This is a genomic window from Rhodoferax sp. TS-BS-61-7, assembly GCF_002943465.1.
GTDB lineage: Bacteria > Pseudomonadota > Gammaproteobacteria > Burkholderiales > Burkholderiaceae_C > Allorhodoferax.
The window spans coordinates 24,233-45,519 of record NZ_PTQY01000004.1 but is presented as its reverse complement, the minus strand read 5'-3'; the positions used below and the strand labels follow the sequence as shown (position 1 = coordinate 45,519).

Sequence of the window (21,287 nt, the reverse complement as noted above, 5' to 3'; positions counted from 1 at the left end):
AGCGAATCAGTGCAGGGGTGCGGGGCCACTGTGCGCCGGTGCCTGGGCTGGCAGACGCAGCACAAAGCGGGCGCCAGCGCCCGGCGTGCTGTGGGCGGTGATGCTGCCGCCCAGCACATTGGTGACCAGGTTGTAGACGATATACAAGCCCAGGCCACTGCCACCACGGCCCAGCTTGGTGGTGTAGAAGGGCTCGAAGATGTGCTGCAGATTGCCGGGGGCGATGCCACAGCCGTTGTCTGCATATTCCAGCACTACGTCAGCCCCCTCTTGCACTGCGGCTATGGTGATGTGGCCCTGGGCCAGGCCTTCAAAACCATGGTTCAGGCTGTTGGCCAGGAAGTTGGTCAGCACCTGTTCCAGCGGGCCGGGGTAGCTGTCCAGGGCCAAGTCTGTGGGTATGGCGAGCACCACCTGGTGCGTTGCATGTTTGAACAACGGGCGGGTGGTGGTCAGCACTTCGTTCACCACATCGCGCAGCGCAAAGTGGCGCCGGCGGGTACTGCTTTGGTCGACCGCAACTTCCTTGAAATCGTTGATGAGTTTGGCTGCTTTGGTCGCATTGCGCTCGATCAGCGCGCTGGCGTCTTGCAGGCGGGTTGCCGCCCTCTCCACGTCGGAGCGGCGTGCGCTGCCTGACAGCAGTTTTTGACTGAAGTCGGCCACTTCGTCGGTGAGGGTGGAGGCCACAGCCATCACGTTGCCAATGGGGGTATTGAGCTCATGGGCGACACCGGCCACCAGGCTGCCCAGGGCGGCCAGTTTTTCGGACTGCACCAGTTGCCCCATGGCGTGTTTGAGTTCGGCGTTGCGGGCTTGCACGCGGGCTTCCAGGTCGCGGTTGAGCTCTTCCAGCGTGGTTTGGGCCCGCTTGAGGCGGGTCACATCGATCAGGGTTTGAATGGCACCGGTGACTTTGCCCCGTGCATCCCGCAAGGGAGCGGCGCAGTAGCGGATCCACATGCCGCCGCCAGAACTCTCCAGCGCCTCAAAATAGTCTTCCCCTTCCAGGGCGCCCGGGATGATGGGGCTTGCCCGCAGCTTGCCGGCATAAAAGTGCTGCAAGTCATCGACATTGGCACCATCTACCAACACGTCCAGCAGGCAGGGGCGGGGGCTGGCGTATATGCCGCGCCAGGTTTCGGTGGTGCCCACCACGTCGTCGGCATGTACACCGGTCATGCGGGTCATGTGGGGGTTCCAGAAGGTGATCTGGTGTTGTGCGTTGATGGCAAACACCGCGACCGGCAAGTTTTGGTACACCTGCTGCAGGCTGTGTTCAAACTCCCTGGCCATCACCTCCGCTTGTTTGCGGTCTGTGATGTCGCGGATGGTGGACACCGTGCGTTGGCCTTGCGCCATTTCGAAGCGGGTCATGGAGATTTCGGACCAAAACACCGAGCCGTCTTTGTGCCGCGAGCGCCATTCAAAAAACTGGGCGCCCTCGCGCCGTGTTTTTTCAATCCAGGCCTGCGCTTCTTCTGCGCCATAGCCGGGTTCGCGGGCACTTAAATCTACCGGCCGCAGAGTGCTTACCTCGTCGTGCTGGTAGCCAAACAGCTGGCAAAAGCGGGAGTTGATTTGCACAATCTGGTTGCTGTCAGCATCGCGCACCATGATGGCGTCGGGGCTGTGGTCAAACAGCGCCTGGTAGTTGCGTGTGCTCAGGCGCTGGGCTGCCTCGGCCGCATGGCGCACCCGGATGCCGTGCAACAGCAGGCCGATGATGACCAGCATGCTGCCAAATAAAACGCTGAGCCAGGGGATATGGGGGCGCAAGGACTCCATGGTGTCCTTGGGGCGCTGTAACACCGTGGCACCAACGGGCAGGCGACCCAGGTCCACATCCCAGCGCTGCATCTGCGGGTAGTCAAAGGTGGCGTGGGAGCTGCCTTCGACAAACGGCAGCGGGCTGGGGGCTGTGCCTTGGAGCAGTTGCGCCGCCAGGCGCCCTGCGGTGTGCCCCTGGTCCAAGCCTGACACCAGAAAGCCCCCCAGTACCCCGGGGCGCATGGCCACGTCCCGTGTCACGGCGACCGGCGCCTTGGCCGCTGCGGCCCAGAGGTCGGTGGCCTCTTCATGGGTCAACACGCGGCCATCGGCGTCCCGGTTGAAGGGCAGCGCAAATACCAGGTCGTGCGGGTTAAGTTGGCCTAGCCGCTGTTCAATGGCGGCCACCGGCAGGTTGCTCAGGTACTCGATCGTTGCCCCGGGATGGGTCGCTATGCGGCTGTGCAGCGTCTCCACCTGGGCAAGGCTGGTACGGCTTTGGTCATGGATGACCACCACGCGCCGGGTCTGGGGGCGCATGCGCAGCATTTGTTGCAGGCTCTCCCCTACATCCAGGTCGTCAAACACCCCTCCGATGGCTGTGGCTTGTTGCAGGGCCGCACGCCGGCTGCTGGAGACACCCGAGAACACAATCGGGGTGCCTTTGAAGTATTTGTCGCGCAGGCGCAGCGTGAAATCCAGCGCGTCATCGTCTGCCGCAATCAGCACTGCAGGCGCGGCAGGGCCGTATTTGGAGAGCAGCAGGTCTTCGGTCAGCTGGTAATAACGTGTGCTGGGTTGCACATGTTTGGTATCCAGAAAGTCCAGCTGCAGCTCAATGGGGGGCGTGAGGGCCTGGAGTTGCTCGCGTACACCGGAAATCTGGGCGTCGCTCCAGGCCATGCCTGCGTGGTAGGACGCAATCATCTGCACCCTGGCGAATTCGGCGCCGCTTGCGGGTGTGAGGGCACACCAGAGCACCACACAGCAGGCCCACCGGAGCCAGGGTCGGCCGAGGTGTTGCGTTACCGCTGATCGCTGGGGCTGCTGCGAGACTGTGGGCAAACCGACCCTCAGGCTGACAGGGCCACGGAGCTGCTGTTGGCGGCGTGCTCGGGGGATAGCTTGAACACCGCCATCACCTCTACCAGGGCATGCGCCTGGGACCGCAGGCTGCTGGCGGCCGCGGCCATTTCCTCCACCAGGGCCGCGTTCTGTTGGGTGGCCTGGTCCATCTGGTCTACTGCGTGGCCCACCTGGGTGACACCAGACGCCTGCTCGCCGCTGGCAGCGCTGATCTCGCCCACGATGTCGGTGACCCTGCGGATGGCGCCTACCACCTCGGCCATGGTGCTGCCAGCCTGGTCCACCAGGGCGGTGCCCTGCTCCACACGGCTCACACTGTCGTTAATCAGGGTTTTGATCTCTTTGGCCGCCTCGGCGCTGCGGCCGGCCAAAGAGCGTACTTCGCTGGCCACCACGGCAAAGCCGCGGCCCTGCTCACCGGCGCGCGCGGCCTCCACTGCCGCATTCAGTGCCAGGATGTTGGTCTGGAAGGCGATGCCGTCGATGACGCTGATGATGTCGGCAATCTTGCGGCTGGCTTCGTTGATCCCCTTCATGGTCTCTACGACCTGGCCCACCACTTCGCCACCGCGGATGGCGACATTGGAGGCGGTCATGGCCAGCTGGTTGGCCTGCGAGGCGCTGTCGGCGTTTTGCCGCACGGTAGAGCTCAGTTCGGTCATGGAGGCGGCGGTCTCTTGCAGCGCGCTGGCCTGCTGCTCGGTACGGGCGGAGAGGTCGTTATTGCCCTGGGCGATTTCGGCGCTGGCCGTGGATACACCCTCGGCGCTGGTGCGCACCCCCCCCACCATGCGGGCCAGGCTGTCGCGCATGTCGCGCAGTGCATGCATCATGTCGGCCGTTTCATCGCGCCCCTGTGGCTGGATATGGATGCTCAGGTTGCCCTGGCTGATGGCCTGCGCCGAGTCCACCGCGTGCTGAATGGGGCGCGTGATGGAGCGGGTGGACAACACGGCAAAGATCAGGCCAATCGCGGCGGACAACCCGGCTCCGATGCCCAAAATCCATTGTCCGCTGGCGGCTACCGCCTCCGTTTTGGCAACACCGGCCTTGAGCTGGAGTTCCATGTGCTCGATCAGCACGTCCAGCGACTTCAGGTAGGCGTTGGCCAGCGGCAACAAGGTGGCATCAACCGCCGCCGTGACGTCTTCGCCGGCCAGTTTTTTCTTCAGCAAGTCGGCCCGTGGTCCCCGGTAAGCCTCCCGGACCTTGCCGATGTCGGCAAACAGGGCTTTGCCCTTGTCATCGGTGATCATCGGCTCCAGTTCCTTTTGCAGGCCGCTGATGACCTTAGAGGTCTCGTCCATCTCTTTTTGCAGAATGCCCACGCGGTCAGTGCTGGATGCGTGCAGGGCCGCGGCAGTGCGGACCCAGTTGATACGGATGTTCTCCACCCACTTTTGGGTGAGGGACGAGCGCTCTACCTCGACATAGGCCAGGCTGTGCGCCTCTTCTTTGAGTGAGCCCAGGCGCCACATGCCGGTCATGGCCATCAAGGCGGTGATCAGCAGTACGACGCCAAAAGCCAGGCCGAGCCGGGCACCGATGCGCAAGTTGCTTCCAATCATGCTGGGTCTCCTCTTGTGTGTATACAAAGCACTTTACTCCCAAGTGCCGAAAAGCAAAAGCCGGATCAATCAGGTGAATTCCGCTGCAAATGAGTGAGCGCTGGCGCGCGGCCAGCTGTGGCGGTAAATCAGGGGCAGGCTGCTGAGTTCGCTGTCAATCAAGGCGCGGTTGGGGAGTTGGGTCAAGATCAGCTGCGCGAGCGACTTCACTTTGTGGTCGGTCGATCGGCGCACGATGTGGTGCGCGGTGATTCCGCTGGGGTGGTTCACACCCGCAGCCTGGATCAGCTCCTGCAGGGCGTGCAGGGTTTGCTGGTGAAAGTTGTAGACCCGTTCGGCTTTGTCCGGCACCACCAGCGACTGCTGGCGCAGCGGGTCTTGGGTGGTCACCCCTGTGGGGCAGTGGCCGGTGTGGCAATGCTGCGCCTGGATGCAGCCCAGCGCAAACATGAAGCCGCGTGCGCTATTGCACCAGTCGGCCCCCAGGGCCATGAGGCGGGCAATGTCGAAGGCGCTGACCACCTTGCCCGCGCAGCCCACTTTGACCCGTTCGCGCAGGCCGGCGCCGCGCAGGGTGTTGTGCACCAGCAGCAGGCCTTCCTGCAGGGGGGAGCCTACGTGGTCGGTGAACTCCAGCGGTGCGGCACCCGTGCCGCCCTCGGCACCGTCCACCACAATGAAGTCGGGCGTGATACCGGTTTCCAACATGGCCTTGACCATGGCAAACCATTCCCAGGGGTGGCCAATGCAGAGTTTGAAGCCGGTGGGCTTGCCGCCCGAGAGTGTGCGCAGCTTGGCAATGAATTGCATCATCTCGACCGGGGTGGAGAACGCACTGTGGGAGGCCGGTGAAATGCAGTCCACGCCGACCGGGATGCCACGTGCCTCGGCAATCTCGGGCGTGACCTTGGGGCCGGGCAACATGCCCCCGTGGCCGGGTTTGGCGCCCTGGCTGAGCTTGAGCTCAATCATCTTGACCTGTGGGTCACGTGCATTGGCTGCGAACTTGTCGGGGTTGAAGCTGCCGTCTTCGTTGCGGCAGCCAAAGTAGCCCGAGGCTACCTCCCAGATCAGGTCTCCCCCGTGCACGCGGTGGTGGGTGGAGATGGAGCCTTCGCCCGTGTCGTGCGCAAAACCGCCGCGCTTGGCGCCGGCATTGAGCGCCAGAATGGCGTTGGCGCTCAGAGCGCCGAAGCTCATGGCCGAAATATTGAACACGCTGGCACTGTAGGGCTGGGCGGTGTCGGCGCCGATGGTGATGCGGAAATCGTGCGACGCCAGCTTGGTGGGGGCGACCGAATGGTTCATCCACTCGTAACCTTCGGCATGGACATCCAGCTGGGTGCCAAACGGGCGTTTGTCGGGCTCGCCCTTGGCGCGCTGGTATACCAACGAGCGTTGCGCGCGGGAGAAGGGCGTGGCTTCGTTGTCGCTTTCAATGAAGTACTGGCGAATCTCGGGCCGCACAAACTCCAGCATGAAGCGCATATGCCCAATGATGGGGTAGTTGCGCAAAATGGAGCGTTTGCTTTGGCGCAGGTCGTACACCCCCACCCCCACCAGAAGGCCAAACAACACAAAGGCCCCCAAGCCCGCCCCCAGCGCCAGCAGGCTGAAGGTGCTGAGCAGCAGGCCAAACACGCACAGCCCCATGGCGGTGTAGCGAACGGGGAAGATGGAATTGAGCGTGTGGAGCATGAAAAGCCTTTCTTCGGAGGGACAATACTAGCCTGCCCTCTTTTTGCACAGCTTATGCCAAACCTCACACCTGCGGCCACCGATGTCGCCCCAGTAGATACCCTGAGCCCGGACGACTTTGACGCGTTGGACACCATTCTGGATGACTTGCGCACCCGCAACGACGAAACGCCGCAATGGGAGTTTTGTGAAGGCTTTATGGCCGCGCTGGCCGTCTGCCGCCGTCCCATACCCCCTGCCGAATCTTTTCCTGCACTGCTGGATGTGGAGTTGCCCGCTCCCGGTGAAGCCGGTGGTTTTGCCAACGTGGAGCAGGCCCAGCAGTTTGTGCAACTCTGGACACGCCGCTGGAACGATGTAATGCGCAGCCTCCAGGTGGAGGTGAAAAGCCTGGACGACGACACTGCCTACCACCCCGAGGTGATGGACGTGCGTGGTGCCGTTGCCGTGCTGCCCGAGGAAGACCGCGCCGCCATGGCCGACCAGGAGCTGCCCTCATTTGCCCAGGTGTGGGCTTTGGGCTTTATGTTCGCCGTGGAAACCTGGCCCGAAGAGTGGGCTGCTCCGCGCGACAAAGAGGCCGAAAAATGGTTGGACGCGGCCCTGCAGTCCATTGTGGCCCTGACGGAAGACGACACCGACGAACCCACCATCTCGGTGTTTGACGACGATGGCCCGCCCAGCGTCAGCGAACAGCGCATCAATGACTTTGCCGATGCCGTCTGGGCGGTCTACGACCTGCGCGAACTCTGGAGCAGCTTCGGCCCCCGCGTGGAAACCGTGCGCAAGGAAGCCGAGCCGGGTCGCAATGACCCTTGCCATTGCGGCAGTGGCAAGAAATACAAAAAGTGCCACGGCGTGTGAAGGTGTTGGCCCAATAAAAAAGCCCGCATCGCTGCGGGCTTTTTTGCGTTCAGAGAACTACGAGATTAGAACTTGTAGCCGACGCCAACGGAGATGACAGTTGACTTATTTTTATCGGTTTCATTCAGTGCCGTGAATGAGCGGTCTGCGTATTGGTTCTGCATCAATTCACCTTGGATGAAAAGGTTCTTGTTCAAAAAGCTTTGAACGCCAACACCGAAACCTGCGCCGCTGGCGGTGGATGCTGTCGTGGTGTTTCCTGTGGCCTCGAATTTTGCAGAGATAGCGGCAATCTTGCCGTACAGCAATGTAGTGTTGCTGATGGCCATTCCAGGAGCTACGTAGAAGGAATAGCTTTCCTTTTGCTTGATAGTAATGGTGGTTCCGTTTACGTTGAAGGTGCCCGCCTTCAGGTCACCTAAACCCAGAGTCATGCCGACACCCAGAACAAAAGATTGTCCGAGTGCAAAGTTGTATTGCCCCTGCAATCCCAAGTTCTGTGCAGACTCAGTGGAGGAGCCGTTGAAAATGGTTGATGTCACGTCGCTGGTCGTATTCGCAAAGTTCAAACTGGCTGCCAGGCTTGGGCCTTCAAAGTTCTTGGCTTGTGCAAACGCTTGGGGTGTGACGAAAGTGGCGACGATGGCCGATGCGATCAGTAGTTTTTTCATGGTTCTGATGTGAAAAGTGACAGGTAAAAGGCTCTCCTCCCGAAAAGCCTATAGGGATTCTACTAGTGCCCCAAAACCCATTACCAAGGCAAGGGTGTCCCGTCATGGTGGAAAAAACCACCGGATTGCGCGGCATTCAGTGTGTCTATGACCTGTAGCAAACGCCGTGCGGCTTGCTCGGGAGTTTTGACATCCAGACCCGTTTTTGCAAAGGGCGCCGAAAGCGTGGTGGCCACGGTGCCGGGGTGTAAGGCTACACACACGGCCTCCGGGTGTTTGCGCCGCAGTTGAATGGCGGCGGTGTGTACCAGTTGGTTGAGCGCGGCTTTGCTGGCGCGGTAGCTGTACCAGCCACCGAGCTGGTTGTCCCCAATGCTGCCCACCTTGGCCGACAGCGTGGCAAACACCGACTTTCCGTCCCGCGCCAGCAGCGGCAAAAAGTGCTTCATGAGCAGCGCGGGGCCAATGGCATTGATGGCGAAATGGTGCGCCATGTGTGCCGGGTCCAGTTGCTGCCAGCTCTTCTCGGGGCGGTGGCCTTCGCTGTGCAAATAACCGGTGGCGTCTACCAGCAAGCGCAAGGGCATGCCGGTGTCTTGCATTGTCTGGGCGCAGTGCCGAATACTGGACTCGTCCAGCAGGTTCAACGCAGGTGTGCTCTGGCGCCCCAATCCCATCACCCGTGCAAAACGGGTGTCGGTTTCCAACGCGCGTACAAGCGCCTGGCCGATGCCGCCTTGCGCGCCCACCACGATGGCCAAGCCGCCTGCGGGAAAGTCGGTGCTCGGTGTCGTCCCCACCTTATTGCGCTCCGGTAGGGACATGCTGCACCACCCAGTCCCGCAGCAGCGTGGCTGTTTCCTGGGGCAGCTCTTCGGGAATGAAGTGGCCCGCAGGCATTCGCTGCCCGGTCACCGTCGCCGCGCACTGCCCCCGCCACAGGGCCAGCGGGTCGAACAGGCGGTGCACTACCCCACGGTCACCCCACAACACCAAGGTGTCACAGGCAATTTTTCCTAGATCCCCCGGCAAGGCGCGGCTGGCCCGGTCGTGCTCCAGGTCGATGGACGCACTGGCGCGGTAGTCCTCGCACATGGCATGTAGGGTGTGCGGGTCTGCAAAACAACGTTCGTACTCGGCGAGGGCTGCGGGTTCGATGTAGCCCAGGCCAGCCGAACCCCAGCCGCCCAGCTTGGCATGCAGGTAAGCCAGCGGGTTGCCCCCAATCATGGTCTCCGGCAAGGGGCTGGGCTGGGTCAGGTGGAACCAGTGGTAGTAGGCCTGGGCAAACACAAAGTCCGTGGCGGCATACATGTCCACGGTGGGCGCGATGTCGATCACGCACAAAGACTGCACGCGCGCCGCGTGGTCCACGGCCAAACGGTGGGCCACGCGTCCGCCACGGTCGTGCCCGCACAGATGAAACTGGCCCACGCCCAGCGCGTCCATCAGGGCCACCATGTCTTGCGCCAGGGCCCGTTTGCTGTAGTTGCTGTGGTCAGGCAGTCCGGTCGGTTTGGCCGAATCACCGTAGCCGCGCAAATCGGGCATCACCACATAAAACCTGTCCTGAAGGGCCTGGACCACACGGTGCCAGAGTACATGGCTTTGCGGGAAGCCATGCAGCAGCAAAAGCGCGGGCCGTCCATCGGGCGGCGTGCGTGGCACCCGGGCGTGAAGCCGTGTGCCGTTGACCTCCCAGTCGCGCGCGTCAAACGCGTCAAACCAGGGCGTGGGCAGGGAGTTGGCGGGTGCTGGCATGGGTGTTCCCAAAGGCAGGTGGATGGAGGAATGGCAGGGTAATTCAATTCTTGGCCGCGTGCGGAGGCGCCCGTGTACACGCCTCTTTGTTGCGCCTATGATGGCCTGACTATCTCCATTCAGGTCGCTTGCCATGGTCGATTGGCGCTGCATTGTGGTTTCTGCGTCGTGCCTGCTGGCAGTGGGCTTGAGCCATGTATGGGCGCAAGAGGCTGTTTTCGCTCCCCTGCGCCTGGCTACTGGCGAGTTGCCGCCCTATGCCACCGCCAGCCGCCCCGACCAGGGCATTGCCCTGGAGATCGTGCGCCGTGCCTTTGGCTATGCGGGCTTCGAGGTGCAGTACACCTTCAAGCCCTGGACCCGGTCTCTGGAAGAAGCGCGTGCCGGCCTCTGGGATGGCACCGCCTACTGGGGGCGCAACCCGCAGCGCGACGTGGGCTTTTTGATCAGCGACAACGTGCTGACTGAGCAGTGGGTCTTTGTCTACCGCGACAACCCCGCCACCAAACCCTTTGACTGGAAAGAGCTGCCCGACTTGCGGGGCCTGCGTGTGGGGGCTGTGCCTTCTTACACCTACACCCCGGAGTTCTGGCGCCTGCAAAAAGACGGAACGCTGAACGTCGCGCTGGCTGGGGATGACCTGGCCAACCTGCGCCTGCTGCTGGCCGGGCGGCTGGACGTGGTGCCGATGGAGCGCAATGTCGCCTGCTACCTCATGGGGGCGCACCTGGTGCCCGCCGAGGCTGCGCAGCTGCGGGCCCATCCGCGCTGGCTCACCCGCCAGTTCACCACCCACCTGATGCTCAGCGCCAAGCTGCCGCAAAGTGCCGCACGCATGCAGGCTTTCAACCAGGGGCTGCGGATATTGCAGGGCTCCCACGAGTACGGAGATTTGCTGCACCTGCCGGGCTGCAGCCTGAGCACGCGCGGTCGATAAGCCGGCCGCAGGGCGCCTGTGGCTACTTCAGCAATTCGGCCAGTTGGGTGAGGGCGTGGTGCACGGTGGCGGCGCGCACGGCCGCGCGGTCGCCCGCGAAGTGCTGCACCTCACTGCGCAGCCCGGCGGGCGTAGCCCAGCCAAACCAGACCGTGCCCACAGGTTTGTCGACACTGCCGCCGGTGGGGCCGGCCACGCCGGTGACGGCCACGGCCACTTGCGCGCGGGAGTGCTGCAGGGCGCCTTGCACCATGGCGCGCACCACCGGTTCGCTCACGGCGCCGTGTGTGGCGATCAGCGCGACGTCCACCCCCAGCTGCTCGGTCTTGGCGGCGTTGGAGTAGGTGACAAAACCACGCTCAAACCAGGCGCTGGAGCCGGCCAGGTCGGTGCAGGCGCCGGCGATCAGGCCGCCGGTGCAGCTCTCGGCTGTGGCCAACATCCACTGGTTTTTGAGCATCAAATCGGCCACTAGGGCGCATGGATATTGCGCAACTAGCTCCTGATTTGATAGTAAGTTGGCGGAGCTCAGATGAACCTCCACAGCGCCACCACCAGCACGGTGCAGCCCGCAGCCACCAGGTCGTCCAGCATGATGCCAAAGCCGGCCTTGCCCCAGGCGCGGCGGTCTGTCTGTGGGTCCACGTGGTGGAACAGGCCATCGGCCCAGCCCACGGGCCCGGGTTTGACGGCATCAAAAAAGCGGAACAGGCCAAAGGCCATGACCTGGCCGACCAGCGAGGTAGGGGTGACCAGCCACAGCACCAGCCAGAAGGCGATGATTTCGTCGACAACCACATTGCCCGGGTCCAACACGCCCAGGTTGCGCGCGGTGACCGTGCTGGCCCACCAGCCGACCAGGGCGCCCCCGCCAATCAGCACGGCCCAGCCGGTGTCGCCCAACCAGGGCTGCAGCGCCACAAACGCCACCCAGGCCCACAACGTGCCCGAGGTGCCCGGTGCAATACGCGACAGGCCCGAGCCAAAGCCCAGCGCCAGCAGGTGCGCCGGGTGGGCGAACATGAATTTGGCGGTAGGCCGGGTGGAGGGCGGGGTCAAGGGGGCGCCGCTGACGGTGTCCAGCGGAATCAAGGTCAAGGGTTCACTCATGCCCCGATTATCGAAGACGCCGTAGCGTCCCCGTGGTTCAGTCGTGCAGGGAGGACAAAAACTGCTGCAGCTCGGGCGTTTGCGGCTTGCCAAAGATGTCGGTGGGTGGCCCCATCTCGTGCACGCGGCCCTGGTGCATAAAGATCACGCGGTTGGATACGCGGCGCGCAAAACTCATCTCGTGCGTCACCATCAGCAAGGTCATACCGTCCTGTGCCAGGCCTTCCACCACGCGCAGCACCTCGCCCACCAGCTCGGGGTCCAGCGCGCTGGTGATTTCGTCGCACAGCAGCACCGCGGGTTCCATAGCCAGCGCACGCGCAATCGCCACGCGCTGCTGCTGCCCGCCGGACAGCTGGTCGGCATAGGCGTCAAATTTCTCGGCCAAGCCTACGCGCGCCAGCAGCGCGCGGGCATGGGTCTGGGCGCTGTCGGCGTCCTTGGCTTTCACCAAGCTGGGCGCCAGCATGATGTTCTTGCCCACGGTGAGGTGGGGGAACAGGTTGAAGCCTTGGAAGATCATGCCCACGCGCTGGCGCAGAGCGCGCATGGCGGCGGCGTTCTTGTGCAGCAGGGGCTTGCTGTCCACCGTGAGCTCGCCGCTTTGGAACTCTTCGAGCCCGTTGATACAGCGCAGCAGCGTGCTTTTGCCTGAGCCGCTTTTGCCGATGATGGCGATCACTTCGCCCGGGGCAATCTGCAGGTCAATGCCCTTGAGCACCTCGTTGCTGCCATACGATTTGCGCAGTGCGCGGATGTCCACAATGGGCGCCACGGTGGCGCTGGTTTCAACGGGGGGCATGCAACTTCCTCTCCAATGATTTGGCGTAAAGGCTCACGGGGTAGCACAGCACAAAGTACAAAACGGCCACGCAGCTGAAGACGAGAAACGGGCTGTAGGTGGCGTTGGCAATGGTCTTGCCCACCTTGGTCAGCTCCATGAAACCAATCACCGAGGCCAGCGCCGTGCCCTTGATGACCTGCACCAAAAAGCCCACGGTGGGAGCCACCGCAATCTTGAAGGCCTGCGGCAGGATGACGTAGCGCAGCTGCTCGGCAAAGTTCAGCGCCAGGCTTTGGGAGGCCTCCCACTGGCCGCGCGGAATGGACGCCACACAGCCGCGCCAGATCTCCGTGAGGAAGGCGCTGGCGTAGAAGGTGAGGCCCAGGCCCGCTGCCACCCAGGGCGAGGTGTTGATGCCGAAGAGGCCCAGGCCGTAGTAGGCCAAAAACAACTGCACCAAGAGCGGCACGCCCTGGAACAGCTGCACATAGGCGCTCACAAATACACCGGCACCCGGCAACTTGCTCAGCCGCAGCATGAGTAGCAGCAAGCCCACCAGCCCACCGCCAATGAAGGCGATCAGCGACAGGCCCACCGTCCAGCGCAGGGCCAGCAGCAGGTTGCGGACAATGTCCCACAGGGAAAAATCAACCATGGCCTAGCGCCTCCCGAACAGAAAGGTGGCGCCAGCCCAGTTGAGCAGGTGGCGTACCGCAAAGGACAGCAGCAGGTACAACGCGCCGACCACGATGAAGGCCTCGAACGAACGGAAGTTGCGGCTCTGGATCAGGTCAGCCGCGTAGCTCAGCTCTTGGGTAGAGATTTGTCCGCACACTGACGACCCCAGCATCACGATGATGATTTGGCTGACCAGGCTGGGCCACACTTTTTTGAGCGCGGGGGGCAGCACCACGCGCGTAAAGGTTTGCAGCCGGGTCAGTGCCAGGCTCACTGCGGCTTCGATTTGCCCCTTGGGCGTGGCCTCCAGCCCGGCGCGGATGATCTCGGTCGCATAGGCCCCGAGGTTGATCACCATGGCGATGAAAGAAGCTGTCTCTGCCGACAGCTTGAAGCCCGCGGCCGGCAGGCCAAAGAAGATGAAGAACAGTTGCACGATGAAGGGCGTGTTGCGGATCAGCTCCACATAACCATTCACCACGGCACGCAGCCAGGCCGGTGCGTGCTCGGCCCCAAAGCCGCGCGCCCGCACCCAGGCGCAGGCAATGCCCAGGGCCGTGCCCACCAGCACGGCAGCTGCCGTGAGCGCCAGGGTCCAGCCGATGCCGGTGAGCAGCAGGGGCCACTCCGCCAGCACGGCGCCAAAGTCCAGCTGAATGCGCATGGTCTGCGTGCTGTTCAGCGTTTACAGGGGCAGGTCACCGAGGCCGCGACCCAGCCACTTCTTGGCCATGGCTTCCAGCTCGCCGCTCTTTTTGGCGTCGGCAATGATCTCGTTGACCTTGGCCTTGAGTTTGTCTTCACCCTTGGCAATGCCAATGAAGTTGGGGCTGTCTTTGAGCAGCAGCTTGTACTCGGCAGACAGCTGCGGGTTTTTGGTCATCATGTTGCCGGCTACCGAGGCACCCAGCGCCACAAACTGCACCTGACCCGCAGCAAAGGCCGCGATGGTGGCGTTGTTGTCTTCAAAGCGTTTGGTGTCCACGCCAGATGGGGCTACCTTGGTCAGCTCCTGGTCTTCCATGGCACCGCGGGTCACGCCCACCGACTTGCCCGCCAGGTCTGCAAAACTTTTCACAGCAATCGTTTTGGGCCCAAACACGGCCTGGAAGAAGGGTGAGTAGGCAGACGAAAAGTCGATCACTTTTTCGCGGTCCGGGTTTTTGCCCAGCGTGGCAATCACGAGGTCGGCCTTCTTGGTTTGCAGCGCGGGGATGCGGCTGGCGCTCACCACCACCACCAGCTCCACGGGCACGCCCAGCTTCTTGCCAATCAGGTTGGCCATGTCTACATCCAGGCCGATGGGCTTGAGGTCGGTGCCCACAAAGCCGTAGGGCGCGGAGTCGGTCTGCACCGCCACCTTCAGCACTTTGGACTTCATGATGTCGTCCAGCGCGGTTTGTGCGTGCACGCCAGTGGCGGCCAGCAGGGCGCCGGCAGCCAGGGCCAGGGTGAAAGTGCGTTTGTTCAAGGGGAAGGTCATAACAGGGCTCCAAGGTAGGTTGAGGGGTCTTTGGGCGATTTGTCGCCAAGACTTGTATGCAAGTCATGTGCCAAACGGACGGGTTTGGTTTTGATGCTGTCGCCCACAGGGCTGAGTGCGCTGCGCAACTCGGCCAGCGGGTCGCCGCTGGGTGCCTGCAGGCGCAGGGCGTCCTGCACATGGCCGATGTGGGCTTGCATGAGTTGTTCGGCCAGCACCCAGTCGGAGGCTTCCAGCGCTTCGACGATGCGCCCGTGCTCCGCACAGGAGTGCGCCGCGTCGTGGGTGGACTGGTACAACATGGCAATCAGCGTGGTGCGTGCGGTGAAGTCGCGCAGCGTGTCGGCCAGCAGGCTGTTGCCCAGGCATTCGGCCAGGCACACATGGAAGTCGCCCAGCAAATAGCTGCGCAGCCCCACGTCATCGCCCTTGACGGCGGCCTGCTCGGTCTTGATATGGGCCTTGAGTTTTTTGATGGCGGCCTTGCTCACCTCGGTGGTGCAGCGAATCAGGCCCATCTCGATCACCCGGCGCGCCTCAAAGGCCTCGCGTGCCTCGCTGAGGGACGGCTCGATCACATACCAGCCGCGCCGGCTGCTGACCGTGACAATGCCGCGCGCCGCCAGCCGCGTGAGCGCCTCGCGCACGATGGTGCGGCTGCAGTCAAACAGCATGGCGAGTTGTTGCTCGCCCAGGCGCGCGCCGGGGGCGAGTTTTTGCGCCAAAACGGCTTCAATGATGCGGGTGCTGATGTCGGATGCGTTGGCCATGTGGCCTGCACGAACGCAAACTCCATGCCACTGGTATACAAGATATGCGCACCAGTCTGGTGAGCTGGTGCGTATTTGGGGCGGTTTACGCCCCCTGCTGGGGCGTGGGCTGCGCCAAGTTGGCCAGGCATTCCGCCCAGTAGTCGATGCAGGCGCGGACCTTGGGCAGGCGGTGGCGCTCCTGCAGCATCACGGCATAGATGGGAATGCGCGGGCTGGCAAAGTGATCCTGCAGCAGCGGCACCAGCGCGCCGCTGCGCACCCAGGGCGCGGCCATGAGGTCGTGCAGGCGCGAGATGCCCACGCCGTGCACCACCAGACTCAGCAGCAGGGCGGTGTTGTCGGCGCGCGTTTGGCCCGGCACCAGCAGGTCGGGTGGCGCGGGCTGGCCGGCGCGGCTCCAGCGGTTCAGGTTGGGGCTGGCGCTGTTGGCAATCAGGTGGTGGTGGGCCAGGTCGTCCGGGTGTTGGGGTGTGCCACAGCGCGCCAGGTAACGTGGCGACGCATACAGCGTGCGGCCGTACTCGCCAATCTGCCGCGCCACCAGCGTGTCGCTGACCGACGCGCCGGTGCGGATGGCCACGTCAATGCCGTCGCGCGCCATGTCGGCAATGCGGTCGTCGGCGTTGATGTCGAGGTGCAGCAGCGGCCAGCGCTGGTACAGGCCCTCCAGGCTGGGCGCAATCACGCACTCGGCCATCAGCGGGCTCACGCTGATGCGCACCCAGCCGCTGGGCCCGCTGAGCTTGCCACTGAGTTCGCTATCCAACTCGGCCGTGGTGTCCAGCAGGCGCTGGCCGTAGGAGAGCAAGGTGTCGCCCTCGTCGGTCAGGCTCAAACCATGCGTCGTGCGGTGCAGCAGGCGCACACCGCAGGCGGCTTCCAGCCGGGTGAGGGCGCGGGTCACCTGGCTCACTGGCACATTGCGCTCGCGCGCCGCGGCGGACAGGGTGCCCAGCTTGGCAATGCGGGTGAACAGGGCGACGTCATCGAGTTGGAGTTGCATGGCGCCATTGTGCGACGCTTGGGCTTGGTTTTGCAAATACTGCAAAACCAATATGGGTTTTGTGCTGTTTCCGAAAGTTGGTTGCATCAATAAAGTTCGAACCATCGCACCAACCCCTGAACCCACCGGAGTCCACCATGTTCCCAGTCACCCCCGAAACCACGGCACTCGCCCATCTGCACGATCAAGCCCGTCGCGAAGCACGCCGCCTGCGCCGCGAGGCGGTGGACGATTTCTGGCGCGGTGCCGACGCCGTGTGGCAGCGCAGCCTGGCCGGCGGCCAAGCGCTGGCTCTGCGCAGCGCCAGCCGCCTGAAGGCCCGTCTGGCCCGCCGCACCAACCATTCCGCAACCACCACGAAAGCCTGACCATGCCCACCCTGCAACTCAAAATCTCGCCGCTGCAAAACCCTTCGCGCTACCGCGCGCTGGCCGAGGCGCTCACGCGCATCACCCACGAAGAGCTGGGCAAGCGTGCCGAAGTGACTGCGGTGGTGATTGACGACGTGCCCGCCGCGCGCTGGCATGTGGGCGGCAGCGATGTGCAGCGCCCCACGGCACTGCTGGAGATCAGCATCACCCAAGGCACCAACACGGCGGAGCAAAAGGCCGCGTTCATCAGCACCGCCTTTGCCGAGCTGGAAGACCAGTTGGGCGCGGGCCATGGGCTGGAACCCGCCAGCTATGTGATCGTGCGCGAGGTGCCGGCCAGCGACTGGGGGTATGGCGGGCACACGCAGGCGGCGCGGCGTATTGCGCCCGCGTCTTTGTCGCTCTCAATGTCGCGCTAAACGCTGGCTACGACTGGGTGCAGCATGCAATGCAGTACGCGGGGCGCGGTGGTGCGCAGTTTTTGTACCAAGTGGGCCAGCGCCTTGCGGTCCGCCCGAACGAGAAAGCCGCTGCGGCTGTGGGACCAGACGCCTTGAATCTCGCCCCCGTCCATCACCTCGGTGCTGTCCCGGTGGCAGACCACCACTTGCAGGTGAAAGGATTTGCCTGTCAGCCGCAGATCGGGACGGGACAAGATTTGCACACCCCCTTCGCTGATGTCCAGTACCTCTGCCCGTACCGTGCCGAGGGCATGTGTTTGGAGCGCCAGGGGCCACGGGGTCGATGGGCCCATAGGCAGCAAAGGCGCCCGCGCATGGCTGCGCTGTTCAGGGAATGTCATGGTTCGTGGCCTTGGTAACGCGTGGACAGTGATGGTGGCGGGCTTGCATGGCAGTGGTGTGACGCAGTGGCGGCACGTTCAGCCTCCTGACACAGCGCTGTCAGTAGCCCCCCGGCACCATCCGGGCTTCTTCAACACACCAAGGAGCCCCCTATGAAAAACGCCATCAGCTGGTTTGAAATCCCCACCACCCAACTCGACGCCGCCCAGGCCTTTTACGAAACCGTGTTGGGCCGCCCGATGCGCCGCGAGACCATGGGCCCCAGCCAGGGTGCGGTGTTTGCGTATGACCTGGAGAGCCATGGCACCGGGGGCGCGTTGATGATGGGGCCGACGGCGCCCCGGGTTTCGCGCACGGGTACGCTGGTGTACCTGGACGCCTCACCGTCACTGGACGCAGCCCTGCAGCGCGCGGTGGGGCAGGGCGGAAAGATTGCCCAACGGCGCACGGCGCTGCCACCGGGCATGGGTTTTTTCGCCCACATTACCGACCTGGACGGCAACCGCGTCGGCCTGCACGCCCTGGCCTGAGCCATGGCGCGGTGCGATGTGTCGGCGAATTCGCTATTATTTTTATAGCTGCTTGCGCAAGTATCATGGGCGCTAGAGCCCTAAAACACTTAAAAATCTCATGCGCCGTGCCGACCGCTTGTTCCAAATTGTCCAGCTCATCCGGGGCCGCCGCCTCACCACGGCGGCCTTTCTGGCGCAGCGGCTGGAGGTGTCCGAGCGCACCGTTTACCGCGATGTGGCCGACCTGCAGCACCAGGGTGTGCCCATTGAGGGTGAAGCCGGCGTGGGCTACCGCCTGGGCCAAGGGTTTGATTTGCCACCGCTGATGTTCACCGTGGACGAGGCGCGTGCGCTGGTGGCCTCGGTGCGCATGGCCCAGGTCTGGCAGGACCCGGTGCTGGCGCAAAACTCGCAGGTGGCGCTGGGCAAAATTTTGTCGGTGCTGCCGGTGGCGGCTCGGGTGGCGGCGCAAAGCATGGCGGTGTATGCGCCGCCCATGGGGCTGGAGCCGGCCGTGCAGGCCACGCTGCAAACCCTGCGCGAGGCCGCCCAGGCCCACTGCAAGGTGCGGGTGGATTACCGCGATGTGAATGACCAGCCCAGCCAGCGCACCCTGCGCCCGCTGGGCTGTTTTTACTGGGGCAAGGTCTGGACGCTGGTGGCCTGGTGCGAGGCCCGGCAGGACTTTCGCAGCTTCCGGCTGGACCGGATGGTGCGGCTGGAATTGTTACAAAGTGCAGCGGGGCGTTTTGCCGACGAACCCGGAAAAACCTTGGCCGACTACCTGCGCCTGGTCGCCCCGCCAGAGGCAATGACCCGCTTGCAAGACGGCTGCGCCTGAGGGCGGGACACACCAGGGCTTTGCAAACCGGAACAATTTGGCGTGGCGCCGCCTGGGCTTTGCGCGTAAATTGGGACAGGCTCCCAAAAGTTTGCCCCCCACCCTTTGTATTGCGCCCGAGGTCGATGTATGTCTGATGTTTCCCTGGTCCACCGTCTGCTGCTGCGCTGGCCTGCCAAAACACCGCCCCACCCCCTGCAAGCCGTGCTGGAGCAGGGTGCGCTGGAGACGCTGTACCAGCCCATCATTGCGCTGCAAAGCGGCGCCATCGATGGCCACGAAGCCTTGGTGCGCGGCCAGAAGGACAGTGAGATGGAGTCGCCCCAGGCGCTGCTGGACGCAGCCCAGCTGGCGCAAATGCAGATCGAGCTGGAGCTGGCCTGCGTGGGCCGCGCACTACAGGGCTGGGGCTACCCGCACACGGGCGGTCGCATCTACCTCAATCTCAGCGCACACACCCTGGTAGCCCTGAGCGAACCCAAACCCTTTCAGCGCTTGGAGGGGCTGTTTCTGGCCCACCGCGTGCCCTGCAAGCGGGTGGTGGTGGAGGTGACCCAGCACCGCAAACTCAAGGAAATGGATGCGCTGGAGCGTTGCACCACCGCTTTGCAAGCCTTGGGTTGCGCCATTGCGCTGGACGATGTGAAAGCCTCGCAACGCAGCCTGGATTTGTGGCTGCGCCTCAAACCTTCGGTGGTGAAGCTGGACAGCCGCATGACCATGGACCTGCAACAAGACCCGGCCAAAGCCAAGGTGCTGCGCACCCTGTCCAATCTGGCCTTTAAAACCGGCGCCAGCCTGGTGGCCAAGGCGGTGGAAGATGCCGAGGACCTGCGCATCGTGCGTGACGCGGGCGTGCACCTGGCGCAAGGGCATTTTCTGGGCTTTCCGGCACCGGCGGTGGTGGACACGCTGAATCTGCGTGCCCGCAACGTGCTGGCCGAAAAATGGACCCCGCCAGAGCCACCGTCGCGTCCGGCCGAATTGTCGACCGCCGACTCGGGCCTGCAGAAGCTGGTGGGCCCGCGCTGGTTCGACTGAAGGGCGTGGGGTTTACAGAAACCGCGCAGGAATGGCGCTGTAGAACGGGTACATGGGGAAGTAGGGCTTGGCCTCCGCCAGCACGCGCTGCACCGAAGGCCGGTCCATCAGCCTGTCGAAATAGGCACGCAGATGCACCAACTCTGCCGGCAACGGCGCCAGCGTGTGGGCGTAAAACAGCGCTGGGGCTGCTGCGCAGTCGGCCATGCTGAAGGTGTCACCGGCCGCCCAAGACCGCGTGGCTACCTGGGTGTCGATCAGGCCATAGGCGGTCTGGATCGTAGCCCGCAGCCCGCTCACATCACCCTGGGTGCCGCGCAGGTGGTCCAGCACAATGTCCTGCATCGGCTCGTGCACATAACTGTCCATGATGCGGTCCCACAGGCGCACCTGCAGCGCGTCGTTGGCATCGCGGGGAATCAGTGGGGGCCGGGCCGCCGCGAACGGGTCCAGGTACTCGATGATGATGGACGACTCCGGCACCGTGCGCTGCCGTTCGTGGTCGCGCAGCAGCGGGAACTTGCAAAAGGGCCACAGGGCGCCCAGTTCGGCGCGGTCCGCTTCTGCACCCAGGTCGATGGTGCGGGGTTCAAACGCAATGTCGTGTTCGTACAGGGCGACCAGAACCTTGTGGCAATACGAGGCCAGGGGGTGGTAATACAGCGTCAGTGACATGGGGGCTCCTGGGCGAAAAGGTCAGGCCGTTTGCAAAAGCGACAGGTAGTCTTCCAGCACATCGATGTTGCCGCTCCAGCCCTGGCGCATGCTGTCGTGGCTGGCGGCAAACAGGGCTTCTTCTTCCGCGCTGGCTTCGTGTGGTGCCCAAACCAGCGTCATCAGCGTGCCGCCGTCCTGCTCGGTCAAGGTGGTGGTGGAGTGGGTGTACATCGGCCAGCCTGCCGCCCAGGGGTTGCGTGTGGCGCCGCCCTGCGGGTCGGAGAAACACTGGACCAGCACCAGTTTCTCGGGCGCCTGCAGTTCCAAAAACAGCCACTTGCCCCACAACTCCATGCCGCCTTCCAAGGTCATGGCGTAGTGGTAGCTGCCACCCTCGCGAAAGTCCAGCTGGCTGTGTGTCACCGTGCTGCCCTTGGGGCCCAGCCAGTGCTGCAGGTGCGCGGGCGAGGAGTACACCTCCCACACCAGCGGACGCGGGGCTTTGAGCAGGCGGGAAATGGTGAATGGGGCGTGGTGCATGGCGTTTTCTCCTGGGTTGCTGGTTCAAAGAGCCGTGTCAAGCGGTCGGACGTTTGCTGTCGGGCGTGGTGCCTTGGATATGGCGCTGGTTGTTGCAAAAGTCGTGGCTGATGGCCAGGTTCTCCAGGTGGCTGCTGCCACCCTCGCTGCGCGGGAGGATGTGCTCCAGCGTGGCGTCGGCGTGGGCGACGTGCTCGCCGCAGATCCAGCAGGGCACCACGCCATGCAGCTGGCGCGCCACGGTGCGATACATCTTTTCACGGGTGAGGGACAGGGCGGTCATGGGGAGGCGGAAGTAAGGGGAATGCAGTGGGGCGTGGCAGACCCCACATCCTA

25 protein-coding genes are annotated in these 21,287 nt (G+C 63.6%); 7 read left to right on the top strand and 18 right to left on the bottom strand.

The genetic code is table 11. The features are described from left to right. Positions 1-6: 6 nt before the first annotated feature. The 3 genes from C5F53_RS11805 to C5F53_RS11795 all read right to left on the bottom strand — a co-directional run bounded on the left by C5F53_RS11805 (position 7) and on the right by C5F53_RS11795 (position 6,122). On the bottom strand, positions 7-2,697 hold the full coding sequence (locus C5F53_RS11805; protein ID WP_105261579.1) for a PAS domain S-box protein: 2,691 nt from the start codon (positions 2,695-2,697) through the stop codon (positions 7-9). Between the two features lie 146 nt (positions 2,698-2,843). Continuing rightward, positions 2,844-4,424, bottom strand: a complete 1,581-nt coding sequence (locus tag C5F53_RS11800; protein ID WP_105261578.1) for a methyl-accepting chemotaxis protein — start codon at positions 4,422-4,424, stop codon at positions 2,844-2,846. Positions 4,425-4,493: 69 nt separating this feature from the next. Continuing rightward, positions 4,494-6,122, bottom strand: coding sequence for an FMN-binding glutamate synthase family protein (locus tag C5F53_RS11795; RefSeq protein ID WP_105261577.1), 1,629 nt, complete (start codon positions 6,120-6,122; stop codon positions 4,494-4,496). A 54-nt stretch (positions 6,123-6,176) separates the two neighbouring features. Here C5F53_RS11795 and C5F53_RS11790 point away from each other — a divergent pair, with 54 nt between their 5' ends. Continuing rightward, positions 6,177-6,986, top strand: a complete 810-nt coding sequence (locus C5F53_RS11790) for a YecA family protein (RefSeq protein ID WP_105261576.1) — start codon at positions 6,177-6,179, stop codon at positions 6,984-6,986. 65 nt (positions 6,987-7,051) lie between these two features. Here the strand turns inward: C5F53_RS11790 and C5F53_RS11785 are convergent, their stop codons facing one another. The 3 genes from C5F53_RS11785 to C5F53_RS11775 form a co-directional block, all read right to left on the bottom strand. After that, the gene (locus C5F53_RS11785) at positions 7,052-7,657 is read right to left on the bottom strand and encodes an outer membrane protein (RefSeq protein WP_105261575.1); all 606 of its coding nucleotides are present in this window, start codon (positions 7,655-7,657) and stop codon (positions 7,052-7,054) included. An 80-nt stretch (positions 7,658-7,737) separates the two neighbouring features. Further along, a complete protein-coding gene (locus C5F53_RS11780) occupies positions 7,738-8,481 on the bottom strand; it encodes an SDR family NAD(P)-dependent oxidoreductase (protein ID WP_105261574.1) in 744 nt (247 codons plus the stop codon). Next, on the bottom strand, positions 8,459-9,418 hold the full coding sequence (locus C5F53_RS11775; RefSeq protein ID WP_105261573.1) for an alpha/beta fold hydrolase: 960 nt from the start codon (positions 9,416-9,418) through the stop codon (positions 8,459-8,461). The genes C5F53_RS11780 and C5F53_RS11775 overlap by 23 nt, the downstream gene beginning before the upstream one ends. Before the next feature lie 133 nt (positions 9,419-9,551). Here C5F53_RS11775 and C5F53_RS11770 point away from each other — a divergent pair, with 133 nt between their 5' ends. After that, positions 9,552-10,355, top strand: a complete 804-nt coding sequence (locus C5F53_RS11770) for an ABC transporter substrate-binding protein (RefSeq protein WP_105261572.1) — start codon at positions 9,552-9,554, stop codon at positions 10,353-10,355. A 22-nt stretch (positions 10,356-10,377) separates the two neighbouring features. Here the strand turns inward: C5F53_RS11770 and C5F53_RS11765 are convergent, their stop codons facing one another. From C5F53_RS11765 to C5F53_RS11730, 8 genes are all read right to left on the bottom strand, one after another. Beyond that, the gene (locus tag C5F53_RS11765; protein WP_255413706.1) at positions 10,378-10,827 is read right to left on the bottom strand and encodes a CinA family protein; all 450 of its coding nucleotides are present in this window, start codon (positions 10,825-10,827) and stop codon (positions 10,378-10,380) included. Positions 10,828-10,883: 56 nt separating this feature from the next. Further along, entirely contained in the window at positions 10,884-11,465 is a 582-nt protein-coding gene (locus C5F53_RS11760; RefSeq protein ID WP_105261571.1) for a phosphatidylglycerophosphatase A, read from the bottom strand. A gap of 37 nt (positions 11,466-11,502) precedes the next feature. After that, positions 11,503-12,267 carry an amino acid ABC transporter ATP-binding protein gene (locus tag C5F53_RS11755; protein WP_105261570.1) on the bottom strand — a complete coding sequence of 255 codons (765 nt, stop codon included), beginning with the start codon at positions 12,265-12,267 and terminating at the stop codon, positions 11,503-11,505. Further along, entirely contained in the window at positions 12,254-12,904 is a 651-nt protein-coding gene (locus C5F53_RS11750) for an amino acid ABC transporter permease (protein WP_105261569.1), read from the bottom strand. Before C5F53_RS11750 ends, C5F53_RS11755 begins: the two co-directional genes overlap by 14 nt. 3 nt (positions 12,905-12,907) lie before the next feature. After that, positions 12,908-13,591 carry an amino acid ABC transporter permease gene (locus C5F53_RS11745; RefSeq protein ID WP_105261568.1) on the bottom strand — a complete coding sequence of 228 codons (684 nt, stop codon included), beginning with the start codon at positions 13,589-13,591 and terminating at the stop codon, positions 12,908-12,910. A gap of 21 nt (positions 13,592-13,612) precedes the next feature. Continuing rightward, positions 13,613-14,410: a transporter substrate-binding domain-containing protein gene (locus tag C5F53_RS11740; RefSeq protein WP_105261567.1), complete on the bottom strand. Its 798-nt coding sequence runs from the start codon at positions 14,408-14,410 to the stop codon at positions 13,613-13,615. Continuing rightward, the gene (locus C5F53_RS11735; RefSeq protein WP_105261566.1) at positions 14,407-15,180 is read right to left on the bottom strand and encodes a GntR family transcriptional regulator; all 774 of its coding nucleotides are present in this window, start codon (positions 15,178-15,180) and stop codon (positions 14,407-14,409) included. Before C5F53_RS11735 ends, C5F53_RS11740 begins: the two co-directional genes overlap by 4 nt. Before the next feature lie 85 nt (positions 15,181-15,265). After that, a complete protein-coding gene (locus C5F53_RS11730; protein WP_105261922.1) occupies positions 15,266-16,186 on the bottom strand; it encodes a LysR family transcriptional regulator in 921 nt (306 codons plus the stop codon). A gap of 137 nt (positions 16,187-16,323) precedes the next feature. Here C5F53_RS11730 and C5F53_RS20265 point away from each other — a divergent pair, with 137 nt between their 5' ends. Together C5F53_RS20265 and C5F53_RS20260 are read left to right on the top strand one after the other, a co-directional pair. Next, complete coding sequence (locus C5F53_RS20265) at positions 16,324-16,554, top strand: hypothetical protein (RefSeq protein WP_105261565.1); 231 nt, start codon at positions 16,324-16,326, stop codon at positions 16,552-16,554. Between the two features lie 2 nt (positions 16,555-16,556). Then, complete coding sequence (locus C5F53_RS20260) at positions 16,557-16,976, top strand: tautomerase family protein (RefSeq protein ID WP_161499925.1); 420 nt, start codon at positions 16,557-16,559, stop codon at positions 16,974-16,976. On the opposite strand, the gene C5F53_RS11715 is transcribed toward C5F53_RS20260, so the two are convergent. Then, a complete protein-coding gene (locus tag C5F53_RS11715; RefSeq protein ID WP_146097345.1) occupies positions 16,973-17,359 on the bottom strand; it encodes a hypothetical protein in 387 nt (128 codons plus the stop codon). The two genes, C5F53_RS20260 and C5F53_RS11715, sit on opposite strands and share 4 nt — an antisense overlap. Before the next feature lie 153 nt (positions 17,360-17,512). On the opposite strand from C5F53_RS11715, the gene C5F53_RS11710 reads away from it, so the two are divergent. The 3 genes from C5F53_RS11710 (at position 17,513) to C5F53_RS11700 (ending at position 19,754) form a co-directional block, all read left to right on the top strand. Beyond that, positions 17,513-17,890 carry a VOC family protein gene (locus tag C5F53_RS11710; RefSeq protein ID WP_105261563.1) on the top strand — a complete coding sequence of 126 codons (378 nt, stop codon included), beginning with the start codon at positions 17,513-17,515 and terminating at the stop codon, positions 17,888-17,890. A gap of 100 nt (positions 17,891-17,990) precedes the next feature. Then, on the top strand, positions 17,991-18,713 hold the full coding sequence (locus C5F53_RS11705) for a YafY family protein (RefSeq protein WP_105261562.1): 723 nt from the start codon (positions 17,991-17,993) through the stop codon (positions 18,711-18,713). Between the two features lie 129 nt (positions 18,714-18,842). Then, positions 18,843-19,754: an EAL domain-containing protein gene (locus tag C5F53_RS11700; RefSeq protein WP_105261561.1), complete on the top strand. Its 912-nt coding sequence runs from the start codon at positions 18,843-18,845 to the stop codon at positions 19,752-19,754. Positions 19,755-19,766: 12 nt separating this feature from the next. Here the strand turns inward: C5F53_RS11700 and C5F53_RS11695 are convergent, their stop codons facing one another. Genes C5F53_RS11695 through C5F53_RS11685 form a run of 3 tightly spaced genes read right to left on the bottom strand, consistent with a single transcriptional unit; the run spans position 19,767 to position 21,234 of the window. Beyond that, positions 19,767-20,429, bottom strand: a complete 663-nt coding sequence (locus tag C5F53_RS11695) for a glutathione S-transferase family protein (protein ID WP_105261560.1) — start codon at positions 20,427-20,429, stop codon at positions 19,767-19,769. 21 nt (positions 20,430-20,450) lie between these two features. Then, a complete protein-coding gene (locus C5F53_RS11690) occupies positions 20,451-20,951 on the bottom strand; it encodes an SRPBCC domain-containing protein (RefSeq protein WP_105261559.1) in 501 nt (166 codons plus the stop codon). A gap of 37 nt (positions 20,952-20,988) precedes the next feature. Next, positions 20,989-21,234, bottom strand: a complete 246-nt coding sequence (locus C5F53_RS11685) for an HNH endonuclease (protein ID WP_105261558.1) — start codon at positions 21,232-21,234, stop codon at positions 20,989-20,991. Positions 21,235-21,287: the final 53 nt, after the last annotated feature.